Annotated in this window: 13 protein-coding genes; 3 read left to right on the top strand and 10 right to left on the bottom strand. The window is 33.3% G+C overall.

Going from position 1 to position 12,446, the window contains the following annotated elements:
• Nucleotides 1-30: 30 nt before the first annotated feature.
• From BUR17_RS13095 to BUR17_RS13115, 5 genes are all read right to left on the bottom strand, one after another.
• A complete protein-coding gene (locus tag BUR17_RS13095; RefSeq protein ID WP_074230803.1) occupies nucleotides 31-2,724 on the bottom strand; it encodes a TonB-dependent receptor domain-containing protein in 2,694 nt (897 codons plus the stop codon).
• Between the two features lie 110 nt (nucleotides 2,725-2,834).
• Nucleotides 2,835-3,161: a hypothetical protein gene (locus BUR17_RS13100; protein WP_228418728.1), complete on the bottom strand. Its 327-nt coding sequence runs from the start codon at nucleotides 3,159-3,161 to the stop codon at nucleotides 2,835-2,837.
• Between the two features lie 58 nt (nucleotides 3,162-3,219).
• Entirely contained in the window at nucleotides 3,220-3,831 is a 612-nt protein-coding gene (locus BUR17_RS13105; RefSeq protein WP_074231233.1) for a hypothetical protein, read from the bottom strand.
• A gap of 164 nt (nucleotides 3,832-3,995) precedes the next feature.
• Complete coding sequence (locus BUR17_RS13110) at nucleotides 3,996-4,682, bottom strand: response regulator transcription factor (protein ID WP_074230805.1); 687 nt, start codon at nucleotides 4,680-4,682, stop codon at nucleotides 3,996-3,998.
• Between the two features lie 36 nt (nucleotides 4,683-4,718).
• Nucleotides 4,719-6,266 (bottom strand): sensor histidine kinase, encoded by a 1,548-nt coding sequence (locus tag BUR17_RS13115; protein WP_074230806.1) that lies wholly within the window; start codon nucleotides 6,264-6,266, stop codon nucleotides 4,719-4,721.
• 181 nt (nucleotides 6,267-6,447) lie between these two features.
• Here BUR17_RS13115 and BUR17_RS13125 point away from each other — a divergent pair, with 181 nt between their 5' ends.
• Nucleotides 6,448-6,945 (top strand): SRPBCC family protein, encoded by a 498-nt coding sequence (locus tag BUR17_RS13125; protein ID WP_074230808.1) that lies wholly within the window; start codon nucleotides 6,448-6,450, stop codon nucleotides 6,943-6,945.
• Nucleotides 6,946-7,106: 161 nt separating this feature from the next.
• Here the strand turns inward: BUR17_RS13125 and BUR17_RS13130 are convergent, their stop codons facing one another.
• The 5 genes from BUR17_RS13130 to BUR17_RS13150 all read right to left on the bottom strand — a co-directional run bounded on the left by BUR17_RS13130 (nucleotide 7,107) and on the right by BUR17_RS13150 (nucleotide 11,269).
• Nucleotides 7,107-7,448, bottom strand: a complete 342-nt coding sequence (locus BUR17_RS13130) for a hypothetical protein (RefSeq protein WP_066676445.1) — start codon at nucleotides 7,446-7,448, stop codon at nucleotides 7,107-7,109.
• Nucleotides 7,449-7,495: 47 nt separating this feature from the next.
• The gene (locus BUR17_RS13135; protein ID WP_074230809.1) at nucleotides 7,496-7,678 is read right to left on the bottom strand and encodes a hypothetical protein; all 183 of its coding nucleotides are present in this window, start codon (nucleotides 7,676-7,678) and stop codon (nucleotides 7,496-7,498) included.
• Between the two features lie 36 nt (nucleotides 7,679-7,714).
• Nucleotides 7,715-9,757, bottom strand: a complete 2,043-nt coding sequence (locus BUR17_RS13140; protein ID WP_074230810.1) for a S9 family peptidase — start codon at nucleotides 9,755-9,757, stop codon at nucleotides 7,715-7,717.
• Nucleotides 9,758-9,847: 90 nt separating this feature from the next.
• The gene (locus BUR17_RS13145; RefSeq protein ID WP_074231235.1) at nucleotides 9,848-10,588 is read right to left on the bottom strand and encodes a uroporphyrinogen-III synthase; all 741 of its coding nucleotides are present in this window, start codon (nucleotides 10,586-10,588) and stop codon (nucleotides 9,848-9,850) included.
• A 12-nt stretch (nucleotides 10,589-10,600) separates the two neighbouring features.
• The gene (locus tag BUR17_RS13150) at nucleotides 10,601-11,269 is read right to left on the bottom strand and encodes a DUF4271 domain-containing protein (RefSeq protein ID WP_074230811.1); all 669 of its coding nucleotides are present in this window, start codon (nucleotides 11,267-11,269) and stop codon (nucleotides 10,601-10,603) included.
• 75 nt (nucleotides 11,270-11,344) lie between these two features.
• Between BUR17_RS13150 and BUR17_RS13155 the strand changes: the two genes are divergently transcribed.
• Entirely contained in the window at nucleotides 11,345-12,061 is a 717-nt protein-coding gene (locus BUR17_RS13155) for a polyprenol monophosphomannose synthase (RefSeq protein ID WP_074231237.1), read from the top strand.
• Complete coding sequence (locus BUR17_RS13160) at nucleotides 12,058-12,432, top strand: DUF4296 domain-containing protein (protein WP_074230812.1); 375 nt, start codon at nucleotides 12,058-12,060, stop codon at nucleotides 12,430-12,432. The genes BUR17_RS13155 and BUR17_RS13160 overlap by 4 nt, the downstream gene beginning before the upstream one ends.
• Nucleotides 12,433-12,446 lie beyond the last annotated feature (14 nt).

Genomic DNA, 12,446 nt, shown 5'->3' on the forward strand with positions numbered 1-12,446 from the left:
GGAAATTACACAAACCTCTCAATATCAAATTTAAAATGTTACATCAAACCCAACGTAAAAGTTAGCTTTCATAATGGGTGCGTAAACCATTCCGCCATCAAAATAATTTCCGAAAGGATTTCTAAAATCCATAATCGCATTTTCTTGGTGATAAGAAGTTAGGTTTTCACCTCCTAAATAAGCTCTTAATTTTTTATTGAAATTTCTAGAAATCTGTGCATTCAAAACTGCATAAGATTCAGAATACATCGGCAATTGGAATTCTGCCGGATTGGTGGAAGTATTTGGAAGTCTTTGTTTTCCAACCCAATTCAATGTTGTATCAAAGCTCCAGAATCCTTCGTTTTTATTTTTATTGGTAGCATAAGCTAAGTTGACAAAACCTCTGTGCTTTGCCATAAAAGGAACTTCACGTCTTCCGTCCAAATAATCTGCCTGAACATCATAATATTTGTATGCCAATCTTACATCAAAATTTTTGAAAGGAGTAAAATCCCACTGTGTTTGGAATGAGTTGGCAAAAGATTTTCCATCTAGATTATAAAACGTCAGTTGCTGAGGCGAACGGTCAAGATCTACCAAAACCTGATCCTGGAAATCTGTTCTGAAAAAGTCGGCAACAATAGTAGATTTTTTACCGAAAATTTTAAATTCCTGTTGTAAACTCGCTCCGTAATTCCATGCAATTTCTGGTCTCAAACCATAAATATCTCCGCCGTTTTGTAAAATCTGAATATTTCTGTTTGATGCAAAATATTGTTGGCTTTCAGCAAAAATATTCGCTGTTCTGAAACCTCTTCCCGCAGAAAGTCTAAAAATAGTTTGCGGAGTAAAATCATATTTGAAATTCAATCTTGGTGTAAACTGTGTTCCTGCCAAGTTGTGAAAATCTGCTCTTGCGCCCGCAACTAAAGTATATTTTAAGCCTGTTAAAGTATATTCAGCAAAAACTCCCGGAACAATTTCGTTTCTTTTAAAGTTATCCACTAAATAATTTTCTTCATAACCATCGTATAAGAAACTCGCTCCAGCTTTGTATTTATGATTGGTATTTCCTAAAATACTTTCAAAAATCAAATTAGAATAATAAGTGTGTTGCTGCCCTGAATAATTTCTCAAACCGAAAAAGCTGTCTTGCTGATGATACACATATTGATTCATCCAGCCCAAACTTTGGTAAGGTTTCCCTTTAAAAACATATCCTGTTTTGTTCCAAACCTGAAATCTTGAAATATCAATTCCAACACCGTAAAGTGACTGCTCACTTTGAGGAAGTTTTTTATCAAATCCTATTTGTCCTGCAGTTCGTTCATCTTTTATAAAATTAATTCCGAAATGCGATCCAAAACCAGAACGCTCCAAGTCGTTATAATTCAATAAATAAGCTGCATTGATCTGAGTTCCTTTCGGACGGTCAAGAAAATTGTCATCATTCATATCGGTGTCTCCAAAAGTTCCGTTTCCATGAAGGAGAAAAGTTTGAGACCATTTATCATTGATTGCTGCTACGTGCGTGACATTTGCTTCGGCTCTTCCATTGAAATCGGCAAAAAGGTTTAATGAAGTTTCAGGTGTTTTAGAATTCTTAATAAGTTCTGTGTTGATTTGCCCTGTAATACTTTCATAACCGTTGGTTACTGTACTTCCTCCTTTTGTCAGCTGAATGCTTTCAATCCATCTTCCTGGAATGAAATTTAATCCGTAAGCAGAAGCCAAACCTCTGATTTCGGGTAGTAATTCTTTGGTTAAACTCGTGTATTTTTGGTCTAAACCTAACATTTTAAGCTGTTTCGTTCCCGTTACCGCGTTACTGAAAGAAACATCAACAGTTGCGTTGGTTTCAAAACTTTCAGACAAATTACAACAAGCTGCTTTTAAAAGCTCTTTAGAATCGATATTAAATACCAAGCCAGCTTCTTTTTTACTGATAGAAGTTGCAGCTTTTGTGGCAGTAATGGTTACTCCTTCTATGTTTTTTTCACCGGTTGTATGAGAACTGTGATTAGAAATTTCTGTGTTGGCTTGTTTTTCTGCAAATTCCTTTTCGGTTTCGTTAGAGTGTACTTTTTCGTTTTTTTCTCCAAATTCGATATCACGGTCGTAAAGACAACATCCCGGCAATTTTTTGTAAACATCATCAGTTGTTTTGTACTTCTCATTATCATGACCTACTTCTGCAATTTTTTTTAGAATTTGGTCTGCAGATGTTTTAGAAGAGTCAAAGTTTAACGTTACTGTTTGTTTTTCAGCGCTCCATTCTGCTGAATTTGCTCCGGCAGATTTTGCTGCTTTTTCTATTCTTGCTTTACATGATTCGCAATTTCCTTTCACGAAAAATTCGTTTTCACCTTTAGAGTGATTGTGATTTTCTACGTTCGAATTTTCCGTTTTTAAGTCTCTGTCGTAATGACAACATCCCGGAAGTTTCTCATATGTTTCATCAGGAGCTTTGAATTTTTCATTGTCATGACCCGCTTCTGCAACTTTTTTTAGAACTTCTTCGGGTGAAACTTTTTCTGAAGTTTCGATGGTAAGCGTTTGTGAATCTATTGAATATTGTGCTGATTTTGCACCTGCTTTTTTGGCAGTTGTTTCTATTCTCTCTTTGCACATTTCGCAGTTTCCTTTTACCTTAAACTGATTTTTAGAAAGGTTTTGAGCTGATACAAATGTTGCGAATAGTAAGAATGCGCCAAGGATTGCCTTGGTAAAATATAATTTCATTTTGTTTAAAATTTAGATTAATTGAATTAATGTAAGATTCTAACAATGTAAATAGTCTTATAATCATTGGACGATTGGTAAAGTGATAACATCGTTAAATTAATTTTTAATTAACCTAGTTTAGGCGGTTGCCAGATTTCTTTTAAACCGTTTGAAATGTAAGGATCAGCGTACTGAACCTGAATTTTTGAGATTGTTTTGAATGAGGGAATTCCCCAAGTATTGTTTTTCGCAAAATTATTTTCTACGAAAGTGTTGCAGGTCATGCAAGAAGAGCAACAATCATCATTACATGATTTATGTTTGCTTTTACCGTCTTTAGAATTATGGTTGTCGTGGCTTTTTTCACAACACGACATTTTAGATTCAGATTTGCAACAATTTTCCTTTGAAGCCTGAGCATAAAAATTATCTTTAGGAATTAAAAAAATTCCCAAACAAAAGATAATTAATAATAGCTGTATCGGTTTCACAGTGCAAATTTACAAAAAATAATTAAAGTGGTGCACCTACTTGTTTTGCGCAGTCATGCCAAGGTTGACCATGCGCAGGATTATTTTTTGGTTTTGGTCCTGTATTGGCAACTACCGGTTGCGGAGTTGGAGTTGGTTGTGGAGCTTGTACAGGAGTAGTATTCTGAGCTGTAGGTTTACTATTCAAAGGTTGTCCAACAGCAATGTCGCATCTATGACCAGGTTCTCCGTGTGGAGGATTCATTCCTGGAGCTGTTTTTACAGGTTGACTATTTTGAGTAGGCTTTACAGAATTTGGGTCAATCTGAATGGTGTTGTTACCATTTACCTGAACGGCTTGAGGTGCAGAATTTTGCGCTGCAGGAGCGCTGTTTAAAGGTTGACCAACAGGGATTTCACATCTGTGACCTGGTTGTCCATGAGGAGGATTCATTCCTGAAGCAGTGACCATTGTAGAACCGCTGGAAGTTTTTATTCCTGCCTGATCAATTAAAGAAGGTTTTGGAGTATTATTCATTGCAACATTGGGTTGCTGAGCTCCATTTTCATCTTTTAAATATGTTGGTTTTTCGTCTTTTTTACATGAAACAGCAATTAAAGAAGTTGCCAAAAGCCCAAAAAGTAAATTTTTCATAATTAGATTTCTATTTTTCCTGACAATGGTTTTTGAAGTTTTGTATTTACTTTTATTCAAAGTTTAGAATTTTACATCAAAAAATGCCCTGAAAAACAAAATTAGCAAAACATTTTGAATTGTTTTGCTAATTTGAATTTTTATGTTGCTATTTTAACGTTCGGTTAGTTCTTAACCAAAAGTCTGAAACCTTCACCGTGTACGTTGATGATTTCTAAACCTTCATCGTCTTTCAGCAATTTTCTAAGTTTGGCAATGTAAACGTCCATACTTCTTGCTGTAAAATAGTTTTCTTTTTTCCAGATTTTTCTCAATGCTAAATCTCTAGGCATAAAGTCGTTTCTGTGAAGACAAAGTAATTTTAAAAGTTCATTTTCTTTAGGCGAAAGTTTGTATTCGTTATCACCAACTCTCAATTGTCTCAGCATAGAATCGAAGAAAATGTTGCTGATTTTAAATTGCTCCTGCTCTTCGTTTTCCAAAGTAGAGCTTCTCTGAAGAATCGCTTTAATTTTGTATAAAAGCAATTCGGTATCAAATGGTTTTGTGATGTAGTCATCTGCTCCCAACTGATATCCTTTCAAAATATCTTCTCTCATGTTTCTTGCGGTCAAGAAAATGATCGGTGTATTTTTATCAATCTTTTTTACATCTTCAGCTAATGAAAAACCGTCTTTTTTAGGCATCATCACGTCGAAAATACAAATGTCAAATTCACTCTCTGTAAATTCTTTTAAACCTTGTTCACCATCTACTGCAAGGGTAACCTCAAAATTGTTTATCGTAAGATAATCTTTCAGTACTGCACCGAAACTCTGATCGTCTTCTACTAATAATATCCTGTTGCTCATATGTTTTTATATTTTATTATTTGTTTAAATTATTTTTTATGCCATTGGAAGTTTAATGATAAACTTACTTCCCATATCTTTTTCTGATTCTACAATGATTACTCCTTTATGAAGTTCTACAATTTTTTTCACGTAAGAAAGTCCCAAACCTTGTCCTTTTACATTATGAATATTTCCTGTTTCTTCTCTGAAGAATTTTTCGAAAATTTTAGTCTTGTTGTGAGTTTCCATTCCCATTCCTTTGTCTGAAATTTCCAAAACGTACCAAAGTCCTTCGTTTTTAGTTTTAATACTGATTTCAGGAGCTTCCGGTGAATATTTGTTGGCATTGTCTAAAAGATTCACCAACATATTTGAAATATGGAATTCATCAATTTTAAAATTATAATGAGTTGCATTAAACTCCTGAGTAAGCTTTCCGTTTCTCTGCTGAATAATCAGATTAAATGATTCTGTTGTCTTTTTAATTAATTCTCTTACATTGGTTTCTTTTAAGAATAGTTCTACTTCATTTCGTTCTAATTTAGACATATTCAGAACGTTTTCAACCTGCTTTTTCATTCTCAGATTTTCCTGTTTAATAAGGTTTGAATAATATTTTACCTTATCAGGATTGGTCGCAATTTTATCATTCGCCAAAGAATCTGTAGCTACAGAAATCGTGGCAAGTGGCGTTTTGAATTCGTGCGACATGTTATTGATGAAATCCGTTTTCACTTCTGCCAGTTTTTTCTGCCTCATCATATAATTAATTGAGATAATATAAATTCCCAAAATCGTCAAAAGAGAAAGAAAGGTTCCCAAAAGCATCGGCCAGTTATTCATTGCCAAAGAATATTCTTTTTTAGGAAAAACCAATGCTAATGTATATAAAGTACGATCTTTGGTATCGGTAAATAAAGGATAAGAGTAAGAATTAGCATCTTTTTTCTCTTTAAACACTTTGTTTACAATATTGGTTAGTTTATTATTTTTATCTGTCACTCCATAGCCGAATTCTGCACTGACTCCTTTCATTCTAAGTTCTTTAGTAATCACAGAATCTAAAACTGCACGGTCTACTCTTTTATCAAGAGGAAGATTGTTTCCATATACTTCAACAAATTCTTTTAGGCTATAATCACCACTTCTAATATCCTGATTCAGTTCTGAAGTGAGTATTTCTCGTTTAGTTGTATCTTTTTTTACTTTATATGCTGCGTCATCAGTATACATGGTTGTGAGGCGCAGAGAATCTCCCTTAAGAGAAATAGGGAGCTTTATAGTTTCGGTAAGGTTTCTGTAATATACAATCGATTTTTGAGTTCCTGAATCCTGTGTCTGTTGAATCGTAGTGAGGGAAGGCTTGTCTTTATTTGCTTTTACATTGTCTCTTAAATTTGCATAATTCTCATTAAAAAGCTTTTCTACTTCAATTTCTGCTATGTTTTTTGAAGTATTTTCCAAAGCGGAATAAACTTTGTTAGAAAACTCTTGTTCTAATGCAACGTAATAATTTTTAAGCCAATAAAACTGCAGCGTGACAAATACGATAAGAGAAATTGTCATAAAAACCGAGATTATCGGGATGAATTTGTTATTCATTGCATTGGAAAATTAAAGTTGTGAATGTTAAAATTACTCATTTTAAGATTTGATAAACAAAAAATGCGCCAAAATATTGTTTATTTTTTCTTAAAAATAAAGCTTTTAACATTTTATTATAAATTTTGTGTAGATTTCTTAAAGAAACTTGTGATAATTATTAACCAAAATCAAAATAACTATGAGCTCAAAAATTGTTTTTAATCAAGATTTTCATACAAAAAGTATTTATGTGATGAAGGTCTATTCTGCCGAAGTATCGGAAGTATGGGAGTATTTTACAAAACCAGAATTGCTGGATTTGTGGTGGGCTCCAAAACCCTGGAAATGTGAAACCGAGAAATTAAATTTTGAAGAAGGTGGCGTTTGGCTATATTCGATGAACGGACCAGAAGGAGAGAAAATATTTTCTCTTGTAAAATACGGAGAGATTAATGAACATCGGAGTTTTGATGGAATTGATGCGTTTTGTGATGAAAACGGAAATGTTGATGCAAGATTTCCACAAACTCAATGGCTGATTGGTTTTACGGGAACTGATGAAGGTACAAAGGTTTCTGTGAATATCCATTTTAAGTCGGAGGATGATATGAAAAAACAACTGGAAATGGGATTTGAAGAAGGTTTTAAAATGGGTTTAAACCAGTTGGAAGAGATTTTTAATAATTTGAAAAGTTAAGAATGTATTGATTTGAAAATTATTTTTTTTATTCGAATGAAAACTTCTAGATACGATTTTTCAAAATTTACTTAAAGTAACGATGTGTAAAAAACAAAATGGAAAGTAAAACTTACTTTCCATTTTTTATATAATTAATCAATTTTCAAATTATCTTATTATCAAATTAATTCTTCATCCTGAAAATATTGAATGATTGCTTTTTTCATCAGGATTTGTTGTTCGTTCGGTTTAAGTTCCGGAAGTTTTTCCGTTTCCTCAAAATGAGGATAACCGTCGTCGTCGTAATGTGAAAATTTAAAATATCCGAAAGGTTCCAGCAAACGGCAAACTGCAATGTGAAGGATGTTTAGTTTATCGTCTTTGGTATATTTTTGTTGTCCGCTTCCCAATTCCTGTATGCCGATTAAGAATAGATAAGTCTCAATCGGAGCGTTTTTTTCGGTATCAAAATTTTCAATAAAAAATTGTTCTATTTTTTGCCAAATTTCACTTTCTGTCATAATATATCGTCTGTATTCATTCAGCTTTTAGAATGATACATTTTTATTTAGAGATTATTTTGTTCTTCTTTTTTCTTCAAATCTTCTTCTTTTGCCATTTTTAGAAGTTCGGCAAGTTTTTCTTCCTGTTTAAATTTTAAAATCTCCCTCTTTTCATTTCTAATGATTCTTTCTCTTTGGATAAGATAGTAAATGACAGTAATCGTAATCATTATTATAATTAATATCATATTATTAGAATTTGAGTTTAATTGAAAGTTTAAAATTTACATACCGTCAATCTTTAGAAGAAATGCATATTCCAGCGCATCTTCTTTTAATGATTCAAATCTTCCGCTTGCTCCACCGTGTCCTGAACTCATGTCGGTTTTGAAAACTAGAAGGTTATTGTCAGTTTTTAATTCTCTCAGTTTTGCGGTCCATTTTGCAGGTTCCCAATATTGTACCTGAGAATCGTGGAAACCAGTCGTAATCAATGTGTGCGGATAATCTTTTGCTTCAACATTATCATATGGCGAATATTCTTTCATATAATGATAATATTCTTCGTCATTCGGATTTCCCCATTCGTCATATTCCCCGGTTGTCAGAGGAATGGTTTCGTCCAACATCGTAGAAACTACATCTACAAAAGGAACCTGTGCTACAATTCCGTTGAATAGAGTAGGTTCGTAATTCATTACAGCTCCCACTAATAATCCTCCTGCGCTTCCGCCCATTGCATACAAATGCTTTGAAGAAGTGTAATTTTCTTTAATTAAATGTTTCCCGGCATCAATAAAATCGAAGAATGTATTTTTCTTAAACAGCATTTTTCCATCTTCATACCATTCTCTTCCAAGATATTCTCCACCACGAATATGAGCAATTGCATAAATAAATCCTCGGTCTAGAATTGATAATCTCACATTTGAAAAACTTGCATCAACTGTGTGACCATAACTTCCGTAACCATACAAAAGAACCGGAGTGTCCGCAGATTTTTTAGTGTCTTTATGATAAACCAAAGAAATCGGAATTTGTTCTTCGCCATCTCTTGAGTCTGCCCAAATTCTTTCAGAAATATAATTTTCAGGGAAAAACTTTCCACCCAAAACTTCTTGTCGTTTCAGAAGCTTGGTGGTTTTTTCTTTTAAATTATATTCGTAAGTCGAGTTTGGCTGTGTTAAAGAAGTATAGCCATAACGCAAAACTTCTGTGTCAAATTCTAGATTTGTTCCAATATATGCGGTGTATGTAGGATCTGAAAAAGGTAAATAATATGATTCCTGAGTTTTTTCGTCGATGATCTTTATTTGCAATAAACCGTCCTCTCTTTCTTCAAGAATGAGATAATTTTTAAAAATTTCAAATCCTTCCAGTAAGACTTCTTCACGGTGCGGAATAACATCTACCCAGTTTTCCATTCCGCAATTGTCGATTTTCGCTTTTACAATTTTAAAATTGGTAGCATCATCTGCATTGGTAATAATGTAAAACTCGTCTTCATAATGTTCTACCGAATATTCCAGATCATCAATTCTTGGCTGAATAACTTTCCATTCTGCAAAAACATTATTTGCCGGAATAAAATGATGCTCATCTGAAATCGTACTCGAGCTCGCCATGAAAATATATTCCATAGACTTTGTCTTGAAAACATTTACATCAAAAGTTTCATCTTCTTCATGGAAAATTAAAACATCTTCAGAAGTGTCGGTTCCTAATTTATGTCTGTAAACTTTATAAGCTCTTAAACTTTCATCTTTTATGATGTAGAAAACATGTTCGTTATCATTTGCCCAAACTGCTTTTCCTGTTGTATTTTCAATTTTATCAGCAAGAATTTCATTGGTTTTTAAATCCTTAAAATTTAAAGTGTAAATTCTTCTCCCAACATTGTCTGATGAAAATGATGCTAATTTGTTATTCGGGCTTACCGCAACATTGGCAACTTCAAAAAACTCTTCACCTTCTGCAAGAATGTTAACATCGAGAACAATTTCCTCTTCGTTTTCGAGGGTTTTATATTTACGGCAGAAAATCGGGTACTCTTTTCCTTCTTCATAGCGCACGATATACCAATATTCATTAAAGAAATAAGGCAAAGATTCATCATCTTTTTTATAACGGGCTTTCATTTCCTCGAAAAGCTCTTCCTGAAATTCCTCAGAATCTTTCATTATAAAGTCCGCATAGGCATTTTCTTCTTCAAGATATTGTGTAACCTCGGGATTTTCTTTTTCATTCAGCCAGAAATAGTTGTCAATTCTTCTGTCACCGTGTATTTCGAGTACTTTTTCTATTTTTTTTGCCGTGGGAGCTTTCATTAATGTTAATTCTTGTTCAAATTTAATTAAAAAAAAACCATCTTTTCTTTTTATCGAAAAGACGGCTGTTTTGTATCAAATATTTTAAAACTATTTGTGTAGGCTTTTGATGTATTTTTCAAGAGCCATAGTCATAGAAGGCGTTTCTTTTGTTGGAGCCATTAAGTCTATTTTTAAACCTGCATCTTCTGCTGCCGCTGAAGTAGTAGGTCCGAAAACTCCTATTTTGGTATCTTCCTGTTTGAAATCGGGGAAGTTTTGCTGTAGAGATTTTATTCCTTGCGGACTGAAGAAAATCAACATATCATAATCGTTAATGTTGATGTCTGTTAAATCACTGCAAACCGTTCTGTACATAATTGCTCTCGTCCATTCGATGTTGGCCGCATCCAAAGTTTTTGGAATATCCGGGCTCAAAACATCCGAAGAAGGCAATAAGTACTTCTCGGAAGGAAACTTCTTGAAAAGTGGTAAAAGATCTGCAAAGTTCTTTTCACCAAAACTGATCTTTCTTTTCCTATATACAATATGCTTCTGTAAATAATTGGCAATCGCCTCAGACTGACAAATGTATCGCATTGTGTCTGGTACGGCAAACCTTAATTCTTCAGCAAGTCTGAAATAGTGGTCTATCGCATTTTTACTGGTAAAAATAATACCGGTATGCTGCGTAAGATCAATCTTTTGTGTTCTCAGTTCTTTATTGTCTACTCCTGCGACGTGGATAAAAGGGCGGAAGTCAATCTTTATTTTTTCCTTCTTTGCAATTTCCAAATATGGAGAAGACTCACTAGGCGCTGGTTGAGAAACCAATATTGACTTTATTCTCATCATGTACTTTTATTAAATAAATAATAACTTCCAAAGCATCAACAGCGGTGCAATTTGGAGGGTGCAAATATACAAAAATTTATAATACCATTTCTGGGGTAAGATGTTGTTTCTGTGAAACAAATAGAAAAACACCTTGAAAATGAAGACAAAAGAGAAAAAATAAATATAATAAATAAATGCGCTATTTCTGTCTATCGGGAAATAGTAGTGGGTTACACACAAAATAATCAGTAAAACTGAAAGAATGAAGTGGAATTTTGTGGAGGTAAAATAAAAAATACTCCATTTTTTGCCGTCACCTATCGCTTGGTAAAATAAAAAGCCCAATGCAGTTCTGATGAAATAAAAAAGTGAAATAATTATTAAAGTATATCCTATTTTATTAAGTTGATAGCCAAAAGGCTGAAAGTCGGCAATATATTTTGGGACAATCGGTATGTATTGAGAAACCAGAACGCTTAAACTTAAAGCAGTAACAAGCGATGTAATCATCCAACTTGGAAGATTATTGCTGGAGTCATAATATTTCTGCAGAAGAAAATCTTTAAGATTGGCTTCACGCTCTATCACATTCATCATAAAAATGTACAGAAAAAGGCAGCCGATAAGGATAAAAACTACCCAATCATTATTTTCAGGTATTCTTACTTCGTTTTTGAAAGTTTGTAATAATGGCAAAGGAAATTTTTTGCAAAATTATAGATTATTTTGTATAAAATAAAAAACTTAAATAAACTATCTTTGCAAATTGAAATGAAAAAACTCGTCATAATTCCGACCTATAACGAAAAGGAGAATATAGAAAATATAATTTCCGCTGTTTTTGCATTGGAAGAAGAGTTTCACGTCTTGGTCGTAGACGATTCTTCGCCAGATAAAACGGCAGACATCGTAAAAGAACTTCAAAAAAAGTTTCCACATACGCTTCATCTTTCCATAAGACATATTAAAGACGGCTTAGGAAAGGCATATATTCATGGTTTTAAATGGGCACTTCAAAACAATTATGATTACATTTTTGAAATGGATGCCGATTTTTCTCATGATCCGAAAGATTTACCAAAACTTTTTGAAGCCTGCAAAAATGCAGATATGGCAGTCGGTTCGCGTTATTCTAAAGGAGTAAATGTTGTGAATTGGCCAATGGGAAGAGTTTTGCTTTCTTATTTTGCTTCAAAATATGTGAGATTTATTTTAGGCCTTCCAATTCATGATACAACGGCAGGTTTTGTATGTTTTTCAAGAAAAGTTTTAGAAGAAATCGGTCTGGATAATGTAAGATTGAAGGGGTATGGCTTTCAGATTGAAATGAAATTCAGAGCTTTCAAAAAAGGGTTCAAAATTGTAGAAGTTCCGATTATTTTTACCAACAGAATTTTGGGTGAAAGTAAAATGAATGGCGGAATTATACATGAAGCTGTTTTTGGTGTTTTAAATTTAAAGTGGAAATCAATTATCAACAGGTTATGAAAAAGCTGATTTTCTTTTTTGTTTTATTGAGTTTATTTTCATGTAATGAATATATAGATAAACCGAAAAATCTTGTTGGGAAAACTAAGATGTCAGAAATTATTGCCGATTTGGCGATTAATGATCAGGTAGTTTTTCTATATCCTAAGACAAACTTAGAAAGCGGAACAAGATTTATTCTGAAAAATCATCAGGTGAAAACTGAAGATTTTCTTGAAAGCTACCGTTATTATATTGTAAAGCAAAAAATGAAGGGGATTGTAGAAGATGCCCAGAAAATTATTATAGAAAAAGACCCGAAGTCTGAAAAGACAATAAGAGGTGATATTCGATTGAAAAATACGGAATTACCAAAGTTAGAAAGGCAATAATGAAGTAATGCTTT

The sequence above is a fragment of the Chryseobacterium scophthalmum genome (assembly GCF_900143185.1).
Classification (GTDB): Bacteria; Bacteroidota; Bacteroidia; order Flavobacteriales; family Weeksellaceae; genus Chryseobacterium; species Chryseobacterium scophthalmum.

What these genes read in the sequence shown, in the direction of transcription:
- BUR17_RS13105 (WP_074231233.1), bottom strand. Translation starts at nt 3,831, where the DNA reads ATGAAAAATTTACTTTTTGGGCTTTTGGCAACTTCTTTAATTGCTGTT.
- BUR17_RS13110 (WP_074230805.1), bottom strand. Translation starts at nt 4,682, where the DNA reads ATGAGCAACAGGATATTATTAGTAGAAGACGATCAGAGTTTCGGTGCA.
- BUR17_RS13145 (WP_074231235.1), bottom strand. Translation starts at nt 10,588, where the DNA reads ATGAGAATAAAGTCAATATTGGTTTCTCAACCAGCGCCTAGTGAGTCT.
- BUR17_RS13140 (WP_074230810.1), bottom strand. Translation starts at nt 9,757, where the DNA reads ATGAAAGCTCCCACGGCAAAAAAAATAGAAAAAGTACTCGAAATACAC.
- BUR17_RS13130 (WP_066676445.1), bottom strand. Translation starts at nt 7,448, where the DNA reads ATGACAGAAAGTGAAATTTGGCAAAAAATAGAACAATTTTTTATTGAA.
- BUR17_RS13115 (WP_074230806.1), bottom strand. Translation starts at nt 6,266, where the DNA reads ATGAATAACAAATTCATCCCGATAATCTCGGTTTTTATGACAATTTCT.
- BUR17_RS13125 (WP_074230808.1), top strand. Translation starts at nt 6,448, where the DNA reads ATGAGCTCAAAAATTGTTTTTAATCAAGATTTTCATACAAAAAGTATT.
- BUR17_RS13155 (WP_074231237.1), top strand. Translation starts at nt 11,345, where the DNA reads ATGAAAAAACTCGTCATAATTCCGACCTATAACGAAAAGGAGAATATA.
- BUR17_RS13160 (WP_074230812.1), top strand. Translation starts at nt 12,058, where the DNA reads ATGAAAAAGCTGATTTTCTTTTTTGTTTTATTGAGTTTATTTTCATGT.
- BUR17_RS13135 (WP_074230809.1), bottom strand. Translation starts at nt 7,678, where the DNA reads ATGATATTAATTATAATAATGATTACGATTACTGTCATTTACTATCTT.
- BUR17_RS13095 (WP_074230803.1), bottom strand. Translation starts at nt 2,724, where the DNA reads ATGAAATTATATTTTACCAAGGCAATCCTTGGCGCATTCTTACTATTC.